The 17,816-nt window shown below is 73.3% G+C and carries 14 protein-coding genes; 4 read left to right on the top strand and 10 right to left on the bottom strand.

Annotation, left to right across the window (positions count from 1 at the left end):
• Positions 1-23 precede the first annotated feature (23 nt).
• From ACGFI9_RS26545 to ACGFI9_RS26590, 10 genes are all read right to left on the bottom strand, one after another.
• Complete coding sequence (locus ACGFI9_RS26545; RefSeq protein WP_393182030.1) at positions 24-2,030, bottom strand: formylglycine-generating enzyme family protein; 2,007 nt, start codon at positions 2,028-2,030, stop codon at positions 24-26.
• Positions 2,027-2,962 carry a ribokinase gene (locus ACGFI9_RS26550; RefSeq protein WP_393182031.1) on the bottom strand — a complete coding sequence of 312 codons (936 nt, stop codon included), beginning with the start codon at positions 2,960-2,962 and terminating at the stop codon, positions 2,027-2,029. Before ACGFI9_RS26550 ends, ACGFI9_RS26545 begins: the two co-directional genes overlap by 4 nt.
• Positions 2,959-4,389, bottom strand: a complete 1,431-nt coding sequence (locus ACGFI9_RS26555; protein WP_393182033.1) for an ADP-ribosylglycohydrolase family protein — start codon at positions 4,387-4,389, stop codon at positions 2,959-2,961. Before ACGFI9_RS26555 ends, ACGFI9_RS26550 begins: the two co-directional genes overlap by 4 nt.
• Entirely contained in the window at positions 4,386-5,519 is a 1,134-nt protein-coding gene (locus tag ACGFI9_RS26560) for an ADP-ribosylglycohydrolase family protein (RefSeq protein ID WP_393182035.1), read from the bottom strand. Before ACGFI9_RS26560 ends, ACGFI9_RS26555 begins: the two co-directional genes overlap by 4 nt.
• Before the next feature lie 2 nt (positions 5,520-5,521).
• The gene (locus ACGFI9_RS26565; protein ID WP_393182037.1) at positions 5,522-6,817 is read right to left on the bottom strand and encodes an ABC transporter substrate-binding protein; all 1,296 of its coding nucleotides are present in this window, start codon (positions 6,815-6,817) and stop codon (positions 5,522-5,524) included.
• A 37-nt stretch (positions 6,818-6,854) separates the two neighbouring features.
• The gene (locus ACGFI9_RS26570; RefSeq protein ID WP_393182039.1) at positions 6,855-7,694 is read right to left on the bottom strand and encodes a carbohydrate ABC transporter permease; all 840 of its coding nucleotides are present in this window, start codon (positions 7,692-7,694) and stop codon (positions 6,855-6,857) included.
• A gap of 1 nt (position 7,695) precedes the next feature.
• Complete coding sequence (locus ACGFI9_RS26575; RefSeq protein ID WP_393182041.1) at positions 7,696-8,628, bottom strand: carbohydrate ABC transporter permease; 933 nt, start codon at positions 8,626-8,628, stop codon at positions 7,696-7,698.
• Positions 8,625-9,737, bottom strand: coding sequence for a LacI family DNA-binding transcriptional regulator (locus ACGFI9_RS26580; RefSeq protein WP_393182043.1), 1,113 nt, complete (start codon positions 9,735-9,737; stop codon positions 8,625-8,627). The genes ACGFI9_RS26575 and ACGFI9_RS26580 overlap by 4 nt, the downstream gene beginning before the upstream one ends.
• Before the next feature lie 455 nt (positions 9,738-10,192).
• On the bottom strand, positions 10,193-10,633 hold the full coding sequence (locus ACGFI9_RS26585; RefSeq protein ID WP_393182044.1) for a DUF4395 domain-containing protein: 441 nt from the start codon (positions 10,631-10,633) through the stop codon (positions 10,193-10,195).
• Positions 10,634-10,752: 119 nt separating this feature from the next.
• On the bottom strand, positions 10,753-11,196 hold the full coding sequence (locus ACGFI9_RS26590) for a thioredoxin family protein (protein ID WP_393182046.1): 444 nt from the start codon (positions 11,194-11,196) through the stop codon (positions 10,753-10,755).
• Positions 11,197-11,513: 317 nt separating this feature from the next.
• On the opposite strand from ACGFI9_RS26590, the gene ACGFI9_RS26595 reads away from it, so the two are divergent.
• The 4 genes from ACGFI9_RS26595 to ACGFI9_RS26610 all read left to right on the top strand — a co-directional run bounded on the left by ACGFI9_RS26595 (position 11,514) and on the right by ACGFI9_RS26610 (position 17,788).
• A complete protein-coding gene (locus tag ACGFI9_RS26595) occupies positions 11,514-12,647 on the top strand; it encodes an N-acetylmuramoyl-L-alanine amidase (protein ID WP_393182048.1) in 1,134 nt (377 codons plus the stop codon).
• 152 nt (positions 12,648-12,799) lie between these two features.
• Positions 12,800-13,213, top strand: coding sequence for a VOC family protein (locus ACGFI9_RS26600; protein WP_393182050.1), 414 nt, complete (start codon positions 12,800-12,802; stop codon positions 13,211-13,213).
• 97 nt (positions 13,214-13,310) lie between these two features.
• The gene (locus tag ACGFI9_RS26605; RefSeq protein ID WP_393182052.1) at positions 13,311-14,396 is read left to right on the top strand and encodes an endonuclease/exonuclease/phosphatase family protein; all 1,086 of its coding nucleotides are present in this window, start codon (positions 13,311-13,313) and stop codon (positions 14,394-14,396) included.
• A 197-nt stretch (positions 14,397-14,593) separates the two neighbouring features.
• Positions 14,594-17,788 carry a penicillin acylase family protein gene (locus ACGFI9_RS26610; RefSeq protein WP_393182054.1) on the top strand — a complete coding sequence of 1,065 codons (3,195 nt, stop codon included), beginning with the start codon at positions 14,594-14,596 and terminating at the stop codon, positions 17,786-17,788.
• Positions 17,789-17,816 lie beyond the last annotated feature (28 nt).

The raw sequence follows: 17,816 nt of genomic DNA on the forward strand, positions 1-17,816 counted from the left end.
GCTCGCAAGCTCACTCCTCGCGCTCACCGTGCCTCCTCCGGGAGGTCGGCGGCGCAGCGGAAGCCGACCGAGGTGGAGCGGGTGAGGCCGGCGCCGGTGAGCAGCAGCTTCACCGACACCTCGGGAGGCTGTGGGCCGCCGTCGAGGTACCAGTCGGAGCCCTCGGCCCGGTACGCGCAGCCGCCCTTGAGGATGACGAACCGGGTCCGCCCGTCGCTGTGTTCACTTTCGGTCAGGTTCCACACCAGGGGTTCGCGCCGGACCAGCAGTCCCGCCTCGGCGGCGACCTGCCACTCGTCCTCGGTGGGCAGCCGCAGCCCGGCCCACTCGGCGTACGCACGGGCGTCGGCCAGGTCGACGCCGGTGACCGGGGCGTCGACCCGGCCCTGTCCGGCGGTGAACCGTTCCGGTCGCACGGGGCGGTAGCCGGTGGCGGCGAGGAAGCGGGCGTACTGGCCGTGGGTGACCTCGTGGGTGTCGATGGCGAAGCGGCCGAGCGACACCGTCCGGTGCAGGGTGCCGGTGTGGTGCAGCCGGGGCGGAAGCGGCTTCCACTCGTCGACGTAGGGGGCCTCGCCGTACAGGCCGGTCTCCCGGACCCGGTGACGGACGGTCAGCTCGCGGCGGCCGGCCTCGACGGTGGCCATGCCGTCGGGCAGGGCGGCCAGCCGCGCCTGCGGGGTACGGCTGCGGACGGCGGAGCGGGCCGGGAAGGACGGGTCGCCGGTCGGCGGCGCGTGCCGGGGCACCGGGGCGTCGGTGGCGACCACGGCGGCGATCGCCCCGGCGGGCAGCGGCCCGCCGACGGCGACCCGGCCGTCCTCGAGTTCGGTGACGGTCAGCTCGGCGCCGGTGACCAGGTCCACGAAGCGTTCCGAGCGGGGGTCGGTGACCAGCCAGGGCCCGTCGTGGTCGGCGCCCCGGTTGACCACGGTCCACAGCGGCCGGTCGTCGTGGGTCCAGCGGGACGCGTACACCTGGCCGGTGCCGGGGTGGTCGGCGAGCGGGACCCAGTCCTCGGACCGCAGCCACGCGGCGTGGCTGGCCTGGATGCGGCGCATGGCGCGCAGCACCGCCTTGTCCCGGTCGTTCCAGCCGACCCAGACGCCGAAGACGCTCTCCCAGACCAGCACGCCGCAGCCGTTGAGCCAGGCGGAGTGCAGCTCGTCGAGGTGGCTGCGGTGCCAGCGGCGGGTGTGGTGCAGGATGTGCCGGCGCTCGAACCACTTGGCCCGCAGCACGCCGGGGGTGTCCGAGTCGGCGAACCACTGGGCCCAGGACATGGCGTGGTCGGCGATGCGGGCCAGCGGTACCCGGCTCTCCCCTTCCAGGACCAGGCCGGGGCGGACCGCGTCGAGCGCCTTGCGCAGCTCGCCGGCGCCCTCCTTGAGGGTGTCCAGGAAGACCCCGTCGACGCCGAGGGTGGCGGCCAGCGCGGCGACCTCCTCGGCGTCCGCGCCGGGCTCGCGGCGGGTGCCGGTGTCCCACGGGTTGTAGTCGACGAACACCCGGACACCGTGGGCCTGGAACGCGCGCACCACCTCGGGCAGCTCGGGCACGTCGCGGTACCAGTCGAACTGGTTGCGCTCGTCCAGCCCGATCACCGGGTACGCGTGCCAGAGCACGATGCCGTCGAAGCCGCCGAAGTCGCGCCGCGCGGCGTCGAGGAACGCCTCCACGGTGAACACGCCCCGGTCGTGGTCGTACAGGGTCTCGTCCCAGAGCCAGGCGAGGCAGACGGTGAAGCAGTCCCCGGCGATCTCGTCGTAGTGCTCGCCGGTGTAGCCGAGCCGGGCGCGGGCCGCGGCGCGCCATCGGGTGAGCTGCTCCCGCCAGACGGGCCAGTCGGCGGGATCGTCGGGGGCGGCGAAGATCTTCGCCTCGTCCAGGGTGGTCAGGTCGGCGTGCGGGCCGAGCGGGACCTCGGTCGGCCGGTCGATCGGCCGTGGCACGTACGGGTTGAAGCTCACGGTTCGCTCGGCGGCGGCGCGGGGCGCCCCGCTGCTGAGCGCAATGGGTCGCTCGCTCACTTGGCCCCTCCGTAGGTGGCGGCGCAGAGCGCCTCGATGGCGGTCCGCTCGGGCAGCGCGGTGGACGCGCCGGGACGCTGCGCGCAGGCTGCGCCGGCGGCGCAGGCCCAGCGCAGCACCGCGGTGGCGGTGTCGGCGGTGAGGCCGCCGCGTTCGGCCAGCGCGACCGCGAGGGCGCCGGTGAACGCGTCGCCGGCGGCGGTGGTGTCGACCGCGTCGACCTTCGGCGCCGGGACGTCGATCCGGGTGCCGTCCCGGTCGGCGTACGCGGCGCCGCGCGCGCCAAGCGTGAGCACCACCCGGGGCACCAGGGTGACCAGCGTGTCCAGCAGCGCGGCGGGCTCGTCGGTGAACACCCCGGCGACGACGGCGGCCTCGTGCTCGTTGACCACCAGCACGTCGACCAGGTCGAGCAGCTCGGTGGGCAGCGGCCGGGCCGGGGCGGCGTTGAGCACCACCGCGGTGCCGGCGTCGCGGGCCGCGCCGGCGGCCTCGCCGACCGCCGCCGGCGGCACCTCCAGTTGCAGCAGCAGCACGTCGGCGGCGGCGACCGCGGTCCGGTCGGCGTCGTCGAGGGCGGTCAGGGTCGCGTTGGCGCCGGGGGCGACCACGATGCAGTTCTCCGCCGCGTGGTCGACGGCGATCAGCGCGACGCCCGACGGCCCGTCGACGGTGCGCAGGCCCCGCACGTCGATGCCGGCGGCGACCAGGTTGTCCCGCAGCAGCGTGCCGAACTCGTCGGCGCCGACCGCGCCGACGAAGTCGCAGTCCGCGCCGGCCCGGGCGGCCGCGACCGCCTGGTTGGCGCCCTTGCCACCGGGCACGGTGCGGAAGTCGTCGCCGAGCACCGTCTCGCCCGGCTTGGGCAGCTGCGGCGTCGTGACCACCAGGTCCAGGTTGGCGCTGCCGACCACCACCACCCGGGCGCTCATGCCGCGCTCCGCTGGGCCGCGGCGTGGGCCAGGGCGAGGGTACGGTCGGCGAGCTCGTCGAAGCCGATGCCGTCGAAGCCGGCGATGCTGCTGGCCAGGCGGTTGCGCAGCGGGGCGACCCAGCGTCCGGGCAGCCCGGCGGCGCCGGTGAGCGCCCCGGTGACCGCGCCTACGGTGGCGCCGTTGGAGTCGGTGTCCCAGCCGCCGCTCACCACGGCGCAGATGGACCGTTCCAGGTCCCCCCGCCCGTACGCGAGGGCCGCGGCGACCAGGGCGGCGTTGTTGCGCACGTGCACCCAGTGCAGGTGCCCGTGCCGGGCGTAGAGGGTGTCCACGATGCTCTCCCAGTCGTCGCTGCCGGCGCCGAGGGCGCGCGCCTCCCGGATCGCGGCGGTGAACCGGCTGCCCGGGGGCAGCACCGACTCGCCCGCGTCGAGCACCTCGTCGACGGTGCCGGCGACGGGTGCCGCGGCGGCGAGGGCGGCCACCCAGATCGCCCCGTACGCCCCGGCCCGGACGTGGCTGACCGCGGCGTCGCGCCAGGCCGCCTCGGCGGCCCGGTCGGGGCGGCCGGGGTTGGTCCAGCCGTACACGTCGGTGCGGATCTGCGCGCCGATCCACTCCCGGAACGGGTTGTGCCGGCGGGCGGTGTCCGGCGGGGTGAGGCCGAGCAGCAGGTTGCGGTAGGCGACCCGCTCGGCGGTGAAGACCCGCCCGGCGGGTAGCCAGTCCAGCCAGGCCTGGGCCACGTCGGCGCTGGTGAAGCCGGGCCCGTGGGTCTCCAGGATGCGCAGGGCCAGCAGCGCGAAGTTGAGGTCGTCGTCCTCGGGCATGCCGGCGATGTTCTCGGCGAGGCTGGTCGGGGCGCTGCGCCGGTTCCACGGCCAGCGGGCGGCCACCTCGGCCGGCAGCCCCTGCGCGGTGAACCAGTCGCGCAGCGGCCACCGGCCGGTGGCGGAGAGGATCTCCCGGATCCCGTGACGGGGGATCTTCTCCACCGGCTTGCCGAGCAGGCAGCCGGCGGCCCGGCCGAGCCAGGCGCCGTGCAGCCGGTCCCGGTCGACCCGGGTGGGCAGCTGCCAGGCGTCCGGCCAGCTCTTGCGGACGGCGTCGAGGTCGGCCGGCTCGGCTGCCGCGTCGGGCGCGGGCCGGGCGTCGGCGGCGTCCAGCAGCGCGACGGCGAGGGCGCGCAGTTCGGGCGACGCCGGCACCGGTGAGGCGCCGCTGACCGGGGCGGTGACGTCACCGCCGGCCGCCGCCCACCGCTCGGCGAGGTCGCTGACGTCGCGGCCCTCGTCGGCGCTGGCGGCCAGCTCGTGCGGCAGCAGGTCCTCCGGCTGCACCCAGGTCAGGCGCAGCTCGCGGCCGGCGGGTGCCGGCGCGCCGGCACCCGTCGGCGCGCCGTGGGCGTCGCCCGCTGCGCTCATGTCAGGCCGCCGAAGCGCTCGGCGCGGTGGGCGAAGCGGTCCCGGTCGCGCTGGAAGACCTCGGTGGCCACCTCGGCGAGCACCCGGGCCGGCTCGACCAGGTCGGTGCGGGACGCGGCGGCGACGGTGTCCGACCACTCGGCCGGCACGGCCGCGGCGCCGCCGAGCGCGCCGGCGATCGCGCCGGCCATGGTGGCGGTGGAGTCGGCGTCCCGGCCGTAGTTGACCGAGCCGAGCACCGCCGAGCGGTAGTCGCCGCCGGCCACCACCAGCATGCCCAGCGCCACGGGGAGTTCCTCGATGGCGTGCAGCCGGCTCGGGCGGCGGGCGCCCAGGCCGGGGCTGCGGTACTCCTCCCCCACCGTGTCGTAGGGGGCGACGGCGGCGCGCAGCGCCGGGATGGCCGCCTTCCAGTCGTCGTACCCGCGGGCCTCCTTGACCACCGCGTCGATGGCGGCGCGGGTGCCGTCGCGGGCCAGGTCGAGCGCCGCGGCGATCACGTCGTCGACGCCCGCGCCGGGGCTCGCGGCGGCGGCGACCGCGGCGGCGAACACCGCCGCGGCCTCCCGCCCGTAGCTGTGCTGGTGCGCCCCGGCGATCTCCACCGCCTCGGCGTACGCCCCGGCCGGGTCGCCGGCGTTGACGATGCCGACCGGGGCCATGTACATGGCGGCGCCGCAGTTGACGATGTTGCCCACGCCGGCCTCGCGGGGGTCGGCGTGCGCGTGGTGCAGGCGGGTGACCAGCCACCGCTCGGCCGCGGCCAGCCGGTGGAAGGTCACCCCCTCCCGCTCCAGGTCCGGGATGTACACCACCCGCTCGATCAGGTCGGGCACGAGCAGTTCCACCACGTCGTACGCGTCGAGGTGGTCCCGCTTGGCCGCGTACGCCCGGACCAGGGCGTGGGTCATCAACGTGTCGTCGGTGATGTGCCCGTCGCCCTTGTGGTACGGCGCGAGTGGCCGCGCGGTGGCCCAGTCCTTGTGGTACGGGCCGACGATCCCCTCGACCCAGCCACCGAAGCGGGCACGGATCTGCTCGGGCAGGGCCGTCTCGGTGGCGCCGCCGAGGGCGTCGCCCACCGCGGCGCCGACGAGGCAACCGACCGACGTGTCGAGCAAGAGTGACATGGTTACCTCAGAACCTGCTTGCCCCCGTCGACCAGCTGCGTGGCGAGCTGGTCCAGGGTGATCTTGTTGGCGAAGTACTGCTGGAGGGCCGGGGTGGCGTACTTGGTCTTCCACTCCGGGTAGCCGTCGGCCTTCTGGAACGGGGCGACGGTGAGGTCGGCGGCGCTGTCGGCGGCGACGTCCCAGCCCTGCTTGCCCTCGGTGAGCTTGACCAGCTCCTGGTTGGCCTGCTTGCCGGTGGGCACCAGCCAGTCACCCTTGGCGAGGGCGGCCATGTTGGTCGGGTTGAGGAACCACTCGATGAACTGCGCGGCCTGCTTCTTGTGCTTGCTGTCCTCGGAGATGGACAGCGTCTGCGGGTTGGCGGCCTGCTTGCTGGACAGCCCCTTGACCGGCGGGAGGGTCACCCACTCGAAGCCGGCCGGCGCCTGCTCGACCATCTGCTGACGCAGCGAGACCGAGCCGGGGAGCATGGCGTACTTGCCGCCGAAGAAGCCGGGCAGGGTGTCCGCGCCGCTCATGCCGAGCGCCTCCGGGGAGGCCGACTTGGTGGTGTAGAGCATGTCGTGGATCCGCTTCGGCACCTCCTTCTCCGCGTCACCGACCTTGACCTCGGTCTTGCCGCCCTCGGTGTAGAAGAACTTGCCGTCGTAGTTGAGGGCCAGGTTCAGCACCCGGTTGGTGGGCGACTTGAGTGCCCAGGCCACGCCGTACTGGCCGGGCTTGGTGAGCTTCTGCGCGTTGGCCTGGAACTCGTCCCAGGTCCACCCGCCGTCGGCCGGCGGCACGGCGATGCCGGCGGCGTCGAGCAGCTTCTTGTTGGCGATGACGACCTGCGACTCCAGCAGGAACGGCACGCCGGTGACCTTGCCGTCGAAGGTGGCGGTGTCCCAGACGCCCGGGTCGATCTGGCTCTTGAAGTCGTCGCTGAGCAGCTTGGAGACGTCGGTCAGGTAGCCCTGCTTGCTGAACTCGCCGATCGCCGAGGCCTCGTAGTGCACGATGTCGGCCGCGTCGCCGCCCTCGAACGAGGTGACCAGCTGGTCGTGGATCGAGTTCCAGTCGCCCTGGACGTACTCGACCTGGATGTCCGGGTGCTCGCTGTTCCACTTGGCGACCAGGTCCTTGTTGGCCTGCAGCGACTCCTTCTGCCAGGCCAGGCTGAGGAAGCGCAGCTTGACCGGGCCGGACGACGCCTCGTCGTCGCCGCCGCCGTCACCGCACGCGGTGAGGGCGCCGAGGCCGACGACCGCGACTGCGGCGGCCGCCGCGAGTCGACGGAATCTGCTACGGAGCATGGGGGATTCCTCCTTGGTGGTGGGTTGGGGGTGTGGTTCAGCCCTTGACCGCGCCGGCGAGCGACCCGGACGAGAGCCGGCGTTGCATGAACGCGAAGAAGATCAGGCTGGGCAGGGTGGCCAGCAGGGAGCCGGCCGCCAGGGGACCGAGCCGGGCGGTGCCCTCGATGCCGACGAACCGGGCCAGGGCGACCGGCAGGGTCGCCAGCTCGGGCGTCTTGACCAGCACCAGGGCGAAGAAGAACTCGTTCCAGGCGGAGATGAAGGAGAACAGCGCGGTCGCCACGATGCCCGGCGCGAGCAGCGGGAAGACCACCCGGCGCAGCACCTGCAGCCGGGTGGCGCCGTCCACGGCGGCGGCCTCCTCCAGGTCGCGCGGGATGTTGCGGACGAAGCCCTGCAGCATCCACAGTGCGAACGGCAGCGCCCAGACCACGTAGATGAGCACCAGTCCGGCGTGCGTGTTGGCCAGCCCGACCTGCCGCAGGATCAGGAAGATCGGGATGATCAGCAGCACGAACGGGAACAGCTGCGACAGCAGCACCCAGCCGAGCGCGACGGTGCCGAGCCGGGTGCGGAACCGGGCGAGGGCGTACGAGGCGGGCAGCGCGACCAGCACGGTGAGCACCGCCGAGGCGAGCGACACCTGGAGGCTGTTGAGCGCGGCCCGGCCGAGTTGCTGCTCGGTGAAGGCCTGCACGAAGTTCTGCACCGTGGGGTTGCTGGGGATCAGCGTGGGGTGCAGCTGGACCAGTTCCCGCGGCGGCTTGAACGCGGTGGACAGCAGCCAGACCAGCGGGAACCCGAGGAAGATCAGGTAGCCGGTCAGCGCGACGTACTGCAGGGTCCGCCCGGTGCGGGTCGGCTTTCCGAACATGTCAGTTCGCCTCCCTCAGTCGCCGTCGCAGGTAGACCGCGAGCAGCGCGACGATGATCACGACCATGACGTTGCCGAGGGCGGCGGCGTAGCCGTAGTTGCCGTAGCGGAACGCCTCCTCGTAGGCGAACAGCATCGGCAGCATGGTCTTGCCGCCCGGCCCGCCCGCGGTGAGCACGTAGACCAGGCCGAACGAGTTGAAGTTCCAGATGAAGTCCAGCGAGGTGATCGCCACGATCACCGGCGCGATGGCGGGCAGCGTGACGTTGCGGAAGCGGTGCCAGGTGCTGGCCCCGTCGACTGCGGCCGCCTCGTGCAGCTCGCGCGGCACGCCCTGCAGCCCCGCCAGGAGTACGACGGTGGTCTGCGGCATGCCGGCCCAGACGCCCACCAGGATCACCGCGGGCAGGGCGGTGCTGAAGTCGCCGAGCCAGTTGGTGCGGAGCGGGTCCGCGCCGACCCGGTGGAAGAACTCGTTCAGCAGGCCGGCGTCGGGGTGGTAGACCAGCTTCCACAGGATGCCGACCACCACCGGCGGCATCGCCCAGGGGACCACGGCGAGCACCCGGGCCAGGCCGCGGAAGCGCAGCTGCTGGTTGAGCAGCAGGGCCAGGCCCAGGGCGAGCAGGAACTGCAGCACGGTCACCCCGACCGCCCAGAGCAGGCCGATCTTGAACGAGTTCCAGAACAGTTCGTCGCCGAGGAGCTCCCGGTAGTTGGCCAGCCCGGTGAAGCTGATCTCGACGTTGCGCCCGGCGCGGGCGTCGGTGAAGCCGAGGTAGATGCCGCGCACCAGCGGGAAGACCGACAGCACCACGATCGGCAGCAGCGAAGGGAGCAGCAGCAGGTAGATGCCGAGCCGGTCGGAGCGGGACCGGGCCGGGCGGGGCCCGCCGGCGCGGGCGACGTCGGGCCGTTCGGCCACCGTGGTCATGCCGTCACCTCCGGGGTACGCGGCGTGGGCAGGTCCGCGCCGGCCGGGCCGGTCGCGGGGAGGAACATCGGCGCGGCGTCGGGCACGGCGGCGCTGGAGGCGCGCACGGCGAGGCTGGGCGCGACCTGCTCCCGGCGCGGCGGCAGCGTCGGGTCGGCGATCCGCTGCAGCAGCAGCTCGGCGGCGCGGCGACCACGCTCGGCCGAGCCGAGGGAGACGCTGGACAGCTGCGGGAACATCATCCGGGCCAGCTCGGTGTCGTCCATGCCGACCAGGGCCACGTCCTCGGGGACGCGGTGGCCGGCGGCGAGCAGGGCGTGCAGCGCGCCGACGGCGATCAGGTCGTTGGCGCAGACCAGCGCGTCGGGGCGGGCCCGGGCGAGCAGCCGTTCGGTGGCGGCGCGGCCGGCCGCGTACCGGAAGTCGCCGACCTCGATCAGGCGCTCGTCGAGGTCGATGCCGTGCGCGGCCAGGGCGGCCCGGAAACCGGCGTCGCGGGCGGCGCCGGGAACGGTGTCGAGCGGGCCGTTGACGAAGCCGATCCGCCGCCGTCCCGCCGCGACCAGGTGGTCCACGGCCAGCCCCACGCCGGTACGCGAGTCGGTGCGGACGTTGTCCACCGGCGCGTCCGCCGGGAGCTGGCCGACCACCACCACCGGTACCGGGCTGTCGACCAGCGCGGCGAGGTGGTCGTCGGTGACCCGGATCGGGGAGACGATCATCCCGTCCACGTAGCGGTGGGCGAGCCGGCGCAGCAGCGCGGTCTCGTTGCCGATCTGCCCGCCGGTGGCGTGCACCAGCAACTGCCGGCCGGAGGCGGCGACCACCGACTCGATGGCCCGCATCATCTCGACGTAGACCGGGTTGCCGATGTCCTCGACGGCGAGGGCGACCAGGCCGGTGCGCTGGGACTGGAGCGAGCGGGCGATGGCGTTGGGCACGTACCCGACCTCGGCCGCCGCCTCGCGCACCTTACGGATGGTCTCCGGGCTGCCGCCGACGCCGTTGAGGACCCGCGAGGCGGACGCGATGGAGACGCCGGCGCGGGCGGCGACGGTGTGCACGGTGGGCCGGCCGTCGGCCGACTCCTGTAAACGTTTACGACCCACGCCCGGCACCTCCAACTGATCTGCTGTAAACGTTTCCGGGAGTCTGCGCCCGACTCGACGGTCAGGTCAAGGGCTCGTTACGAAAACGTTTCCAAGCGGGCGTGAGCTGGACCGTTGCTCGTCCGCGTCGAGATGCCTCGCGCTACGGACCGTGAGCCCGTCTCCCGGGCCCACTCCTTCAGCGCGACATGTCTGACAGGCATAAACATGTCTCTGAGACATGTCGCTGAAGAGTTGCCACTGTTCCCGGCACGGCACGGCACGGCCGGCACGGCCGGCGGCAAGGACGCGGCGGACGGCGGCCGACCGGGCACGCGAGGAGTTGCCGCTGCTCCCGCCGCGCCACGGCCGGCACGACCGGCGCGACCGGCGGCAAGGACGCGGCGCACGGCGGCCCATCGACACGCAGGGACGACGGCCAGCAGGTGGCGCCGGCGGGGCGCCACCGCCCGGGGTCAGCGGGTCGGGCCGGGCACCCGGGCGGCGAGGGGACGGCCGGCGAGGCGGCAGAGCGCCAGGTAACTGACGCAGCCGAGGCAGAGGTCGAAGGCGGCGTTGAGGAAGGCGGCGGCGAGCGCGGCGCCGGTGGCGGCCAGCCCGAGCGCCGGTACGCCGGCCAGCCAGCCGGCCGCCCCGAGGCCGGCGAAGACCAGGCCGACGAGCTGGGCGAAGCGGACCGGGGCCGCCGGCTCCAGCTCGGCGGGCGGCCCCAGCCAGGGCGCCACCAGGGTGCGGTAGAGCAGGCCGTACGGGCCCAGCCGGGGGTTCGCGGCGGTCACCGCGAAGATCACGGCCTGGGCGAGCACCAGCAACCCCGAGCCGGTGATCAGGGCGACGGCGAGGACGACGGTGGTGAGGACGGCGGCGAACCGCGGCCCGCGGGGGTCGAGCAACATGCGCGTTCCGTTTCTGGGCAAGCGAGGGTCGGTCGGTCAGGCGGGACGGACCCGAGCACAGAGGCTCGCCGCGAGCCGGCCGTGGTCCACCACCCGACGCCGGGTCAACGCGACGCCGGTCACGGCCGCACCCCGGTGACCAGCGGGGCGAGCGCCGCCCGGAGGTCGTCGCGGGCCGGCAGGCCGGAGGCACGCCGGACGACCCGTCCCGCCGCGTCGACCACCAGCACGGTCGGGGTCCGCCACACGTCGAGCGCCCGGGCCACGTCCAGGTGCTCCTCGACGTCGACCTCCACCAGGTGGACGCCCGGCACATCCGCCCGGACCTCCTCCAGCACCCGGCGGGTGGCCCGGCAGGGCGCGCAGACCGGGGCGGAGAACTGCACCAGGGTGACGGCGCCCGCCGGTACGCCGACCCCGGCCAGCGCGGCACCCGCCACATCGTCACCGGGCGCGACGGCGCGTAGCCGGCCGTCGCGGCGGCGCCACCACCAGCCGAGCAGACCGGCGAGCGCGATCGCGGCCAGCACCACGAGCACGCCGGTCACGCTGGGGCTTCGCACCGGTCAAGGGTGCCACAGCGAGCGGCCGCCCCGACCCGGCCGTCCCGCGGGTCGGACGCAGATCACCTGTCCATCGGATCGGAATGCTCGGTTGACAGGCGGGATCGGTGGGTCGGCGGATCGGCCGGGCAGGGTCGGCGCTCCACTGCGCACCGTCCGCATCGATCCGGCTCACCCTCTAGCGCTCGACCCCTCCTGGCAATATCCTCCACACCACGCGCGGTTCTTGGAGTTCCTTTTCAGGACGCCGGGGACGGGCCGCCGCCCGTTGCCGCGTGCCGTCGTGGGCCGCCCTGGCTGGCCACAAAGGAGATGACATGCACTTCGACCACCCCGAGCTGGACCGCCGTACCCTGCTGCGGGCCGGACTCGGCGCCGCCGCGGTCGCGGTCGTCGGGAGCGAGCTGGCCTTCCCGGCCGCGGCGCAGGCCGACCCCGGCGCGGACCTGGACTGGATCATCAGCTGCGACGAGTGGGGCGCCCGCCCGCCGGCCGACCCGCTGTCGATCAGCGCGATCCCCACCAACAAGATCATCGTGCATCACATGGCGTTCCCGAACAGCACGGACTACTCCGAGGAGCACGCCAAGCAGCTGGCCCGCGACTGCCAGGACCTGCACATGGACGTGAACCACTGGTCGGACACCGGGCAGCACTTCACGGTCAGCCGGGGCGGCTACGTCACCGAGGGCCGGCACGGCAGTCTGGAGCGGCTGCGGGCCGGTGACCGCCAGATGATCTCGGCGCACTGCCCGGGCGAGAACGGTCGGGCGATCGGCATCGAGAACGAGGGCACGTACGTCACCGAGACGCCGCCGGAGGAGCTGCTCACCACCCTGGTGAAGCTCTGCACCACCATCTGCCAGCAGTACGGCCTGCACGCCCACGACATCTTCGGCCACTGGGACTTTCGCGCCACCCTGTGCCCCGGCGCGATGTTCTACCGGGAGTTCCCGGCCCTGCGCCGCCGGGTCTTCGCCAAGCTCGGCACCGACCTGGCCGACGTGCCGGCCCGCCGCTGGCCGGACATCTGGCGCTTCGTCGGCGGCCCGGTGGTGAAGGTGGCGCAGTACCTGCTCACCTTCCGCGGCTACACCGTCCCGGTCACCGGCGTCTTCGACGCCGCCACCGTCGCCGCCGTGCAGGACTGGCAGGCGCGCAACGGCATCCCGGTCGACATCGACGCCACCCTGACCGCGCCGACCTGGGAGACCCTCGCGCCCGAGCTGGACAAGGACGCCACCGGGATCCCGGTCACCGCGGTGCAGTTCATGCTCAACTCCAAGGGCTACGCCGACGTCGCCCTCACCGGCGAGTACGACTACGTGACCAAGAAGGCCCTCAAGGACCTGCAGGAACTGCACGGTCTGGACGCCAACGGCAAGGTCAGCACCACCACCTGGTGCGCCCTGGTGGGGGGTGTGGTGCGTCAGTCGTTCCAGATGGACTGACGCACCGGCGGGGAAGGCGGTGGAGGTGGCAACGGCGCCACCTCCACCGCATCCCGTCCGAGACCCAATGCGACTCGCCCGTCACGCGTCGTTGTCCCTGTCGTACCGGGCTGCGACGATGGCCCTCGTCAAGGACGAAGGAGGGTCGCACAATGGCGTCTCGGCTCAACCCGTACCTCAGCTTCCGCGACAACGCGCGGCAGGCCATGGAGTTCTACCAGCAGGTGTTCGGCGGCAACCTGACGCTGAGCACCTTCGGCGAGTTCGGCAACCCTGATCCGTCGGTGGCCGACAAGGTCATGCACTCGCAACTGGAGACCGACAGCGGATACACGCTGATGGCGTCCGACACCCCGCCGGAAATGGAATACCACCCGGGGACCAACATCGCGATCAGCCTCAGCGGAGACGACGGCGACGAGCTGCGCGGCTACTGGCAGCGGCTCTCCGAGGGCGGCACCGTCTCCATGAAGCTGGAGAAGCAGGTGTGGGGCGACGAGTTCGGCATGTGCGTCGACCGGTTCGGCATCGCCTGGCTGGTCAACATCAGCCAGCCGCAGGCCTGACCGCCCGGAGCGGGTCGCCCGAACGGCGGTGTCCACGGTGGTCCCACCGGCGCTAGCGTACGCAGATCCGCGGACCCGGCCGGAGAGGACCTCAGCCATGGACGGCAGCACCCGCTCACCTCGTCGACGCCTGGTCAGGCTGGCCACCGCGGCCGCCGTCGTGGTGGCCAGCCTGGGGCTCATCGCCCCGCCCGCACACGCGGAGGCCGGGCCCAAGGTCGCCGTGCTGACCCGCAACCTCTACCTGGGCGGAGACCTCACGCCGTCGATCGCCGCGCCGACCCTGCCGGCGTTCCTGGCCGCCAACGCGGCCCTGCTGAGCCATGTGGACCTGGTCGACTTCCCGGCCCGGGCGCGGCTGATCGCCGAGGAGATCCGCGAGCGCAAGCCCGACCTGGTCGGCCTCCAGGAGGTGGCACTGTGGCGGACCGGGCCGATCGGCGACCCGGCCCCGGCCACCGAGGTCCGGTACGACTACCTGGCGCTCCTGATGGCCGAGCTGGCCGAGTCCGGCCACCCGTACGACGTCGCCGTGGTGCGCGACGAGGCGGACCTGGAGGCCCCGGCCGGGGCGCCGTACCTGCGGGACGTCCGGCTCACGATGCGGGACGTGATCCTGGTGCGGCACGGCGGTCGGGTCAAGGTGACCGCCACCTCCTCCGCCAACTTCGTCAACAACCTGGTCTTCCCGCTCGCCGCCACCGGTGGCAGCGCCACGAGCACCCGGGGCTGGACGGCCGTGGACGCCGTGCTGGGCAGCGACACCTTCCGGTTCGTCAACACCCACCTGGAGGCGTTCCACCCCGGCGTACGGCTGCTGCAGGCGCAGGAACTGCTGCGCGGGCCGCTCGACGTGCCGGGGCGGCTGCTCCTCGTCGGTGACCTCAACAGCGGGCCCGAACTGCCCGACCCGAACAACCGGCTCGCCTACCTCGCCCTGGTCGCCGGCGGGATGGTCGACAGCTGGCCGATCCTGCACCCGGGCGACCCCGGCTACACCGCCGGGCTGGGCGACGACCTGACCGAGCCGGCCGACGACGTCGAGCACCGGATCGACATGGTGCTGTTCCGTGGCCCGGTGACGCCGGTGGCCAGCGAGGTGTTCGGCACTTCTCGGCAGACCCCCGACGGCCGGTGGGCGTCGGACCACCTGGGTCACCAGGCGGTGCTCGCACTGTCCTGATCGAGGCGAAACGTCGGCATTGGCGCGTGGTGAACGGCACCTATCCCGATGCATGGAACTCCATCAATCATTACCCGCAGGTAGATATGAGTCACTCTCACCTCCGGGTGTGACGCCCGGGCGCGGAGGGCGAGACGTCGGCACAGCGGCAGCCGGGCGTGACCCCGGCCCGACTCCGCACCCCCGGAGGATCCGCCATGCCCCGTCCCACCACCCGTAGCCGGCTCGCCGCCCTGACCGCGGCCCTCACCGCGGCGGCGAGCGCCCTGACGGTCGTCCCACCGTCACCGGCGCTCGCCGCCACCACCTTCGCCCCCAACGACTACTGCCTCGGCCAGTGCGCCGACATCCTGCCCCCGGGCGAGAACGGCAACGCCACGCTCGCCGCGATCCTGGCCCACCAGGCCCTCGGCACCCGCCCGGCGCACTCCAGCGACCAGCTCGACGAGTACGCCAACCTGGTCTACAACTACGCCGGCCTCACCGACGAACAGATCGCCCGGTTCTACAACGACGCCTCGTTCGGGGTCCCCGACGCGCAGGTGGAGAGCCGGATCCAGCCCCGCTCCGACGTCACCATCGTGCGCGACTCCGCCACCGGCGTACCGCACATCACCGGCACCACCCGCTCCGGCACCATGTACGGCGCCGGCTACGCCGGGGCCCAGGACCGGCTCTGGGTGATGGACCTGCTCCGGCACGCCGGGCGCGGCACCCTCACCTCGTTCGCCGGTGGCGCCCCCGGCAACCGGGATCTGGAACAGAGCATCTGGGCCAACTCCCCGTACACGGAGGCCGACCTCCAGGCCCAGGTCGACGCGCTGCGCCAGAAGGGCACCCGGGGCCAGCAGCTCTACGACGATGTCGCTGCCTACATCGCCGGCGTCAACGCCTACATCGACAAGTCGATCGCCGACGACAACTACCCGGGCGAGTACGTGCTGACCGGCGCCGGCAAGCCGACGCACTTCACCATGACCGACCTGATCGCCACCGCCGGCGTCATCGGCGGGCTCTTCGGCGGAGGCGGCGGCTCGGAGATCCAGTCCGCGCTGGTCCGGATCGCCGCCCGCGCCAAGTACGGCGCCACCGAGGGCGACCGGGTGTGGCAGGCGTTCCGGCAGCAGAACGACCCCGAGACCGTGCTGACCCTCCACGACGGGCAGAGCTTCCCGTACGGCGCGGCCCCCGACAACGCGCCCAGCGTGGCCCTGCCCGACGCCGGCACCGTCACCGCCGAGCCGCTGGTCTACAACCAGACCGGCTCCGCCGGCACCGCGACGCTCGGCAGCGGCGGCACCACCACCACCGGGCTGCTCAGCGGGCTCGCCGGGGTGAAGGCGCACGGCATGTCCAACGCCGTGGTGGTCTCCGGCCGGCACACCACCAGCGGCAACCCGATCGCCGTGTTCGGCCCGCAGACCGGCTACTTCGCCCCGCAGCTGCTCATGCTCCAGGAGCTGCAGGGCCCCGGCGTCAGCGCCCGCGGTGCCGCCTTCGCCGGCCTCAACCTCTACGTGCTGCTCGGCCGCGGCCAGGACTACGCCTGGAGCGCCACCTCCGCCAGCCAGGACCTCACCGACACGTACGCGGCGCCGCTGTGCACCACCGACGGCAGCGCGCCGACCCTCCAGTCGAACCGCTACCTCTACCACGGCCAGTGCCTGGCCATGGAGGTCATCGAGCACACCAACTCCTGGTCGCCCAGCCTGGCCGACTCCACCCCGGCCGGCTCGTACACGCTGCGCGCGCTGCGCACGAAGTACGGCCTCGTCTCCTACCGGGGCCTGGTGAACGGGCAGCCGGTGGCCTTCACCAAGCTGCGCTCGACGTACCGGCACGAGGCCGACTCGGCGATCGGCTTCCAGGCGTACAACGACCCGGCGGCGATGGGCTCCGCGGCGGCGTTCCAGCAGTCCGCGGCCGACGTCGGGTACGCGTTCAACTGGTTCTACGTCAACTCGACCGAGGCGGCGTACTACAACTCCGGGTCCAACCCGGTCCGACCGTCCGGCGCCGACCCGAACCTGCCCACCCGGGCCGACCCGGCGTACGAGTGGCAGGGCTGGAATCCGGACACGAACACCGCCACCTACACCCCGACCAGCGCCCACCCGCAGTCGGTGAACCAGGACTACTACGTCAGCTGGAACAACAAGCAGGCGAAGGACTACGGCGCCGCCGACGGCAACTTCAGCTTCGGCGCGGTGCACCGCGGTGACCTGCTCGACGGCCGGGTGCGCGCGGCGCTCGCCCAGGGCAAGCTCGACCGGGCCGCGGTGGTCCGGATCATGGCCGACGCCGCCGTCACCGACCTGCGCGGCCAGGAGGTGCTCGGCAACCTGCTGCGGGTGTTGACCAGCCAGCCCGTCACCGACCCGGCCCTGGCCGACGCGGTCAGCAAACTCCAGGCCTGGCGGCAGGCCGGCGCCCGCCGGGTGGAGACCAGCCCCGGGTCGAAGGTCTACCAGCACGCCGACGCCATCCGGATCTTCGACGCCTGGTGGCCGCTGCTGGCCGCCGCGCAGTTCCGGCCCGGCCTCGGCGGCGACCTCTACGGCGCGCTGGTCGACGCCATCGAGGTCAACGAGGCGCCCTCCGGCGGCCAGAACGGCGGCCGCGACGGCACCGCCGTCTGGGCGCTGCACGGCCAGCCGCACAAGGGCTCGTCGTTCCAGTACGGCTGGTGGGGCTACGTAGACAAGGACATCCGCGCGGTGCTCGGCGAGCCGGTGGCCGGCGGCCTCGGCCGCACGTACTGCGGCAACGGCAGCCTGAGCGCCTGCCGGCAGGCGCTGCTCGACGCGCTCGGCCAGGCCGCCGCGTTGCCCGCCACCACGGTCTACCCGGGTGACTCGCACTGCGGGGCCGGCGACCAGTGGTGCGCCGACACGATCGCCCAGTCCGGGCTCGGCGGCATCACCCACCCGCTGATCGCCTGGCAGAACCGCCCCACCTACCAGCAGGTCGTCTCCTTCCCGGCCCGGCGGGGCGACGACGTCACCAACCTGGCCCAGGGGCGGGCCGCGACGGCCTCCAGCACCCAGTTCCTCACCAGCTACACCCCGGACAAGGCGGTCGACGGCAGCCTGAGCAGCCGCTGGGGCAGCAGCTACAACGACAACCAGTGGATCCGGGTGGACCTCGGGTCGGCGCGCACGGTCCACCGGGTGGTGCTGCGCTGGGAGGCCGCGTACGGCAGCGCGTACCGGATCGAGGTCTCCACCGACGGCAGCACCTGGCAGACCGCGTTCAGCACCACGGCCGGCAACGGCGGCGTGGACAACATGACCTTCGCCCCGGTGACCGCCCGCTACGTGCGGATGTACGGGGTCAAACGGGCCACCTCCTACGGCTTCTCGCTCTACGAGTTCGAGGTGTACGCCAGGTGACGAGGGCGCCGTACGGGGGCGCCGGAAC

It is taken from the genome of Micromonospora sp. NPDC048930 (assembly GCF_043197935.1).
Lineage (GTDB): Bacteria > Actinomycetota > Actinomycetes > Mycobacteriales > Micromonosporaceae > Micromonospora.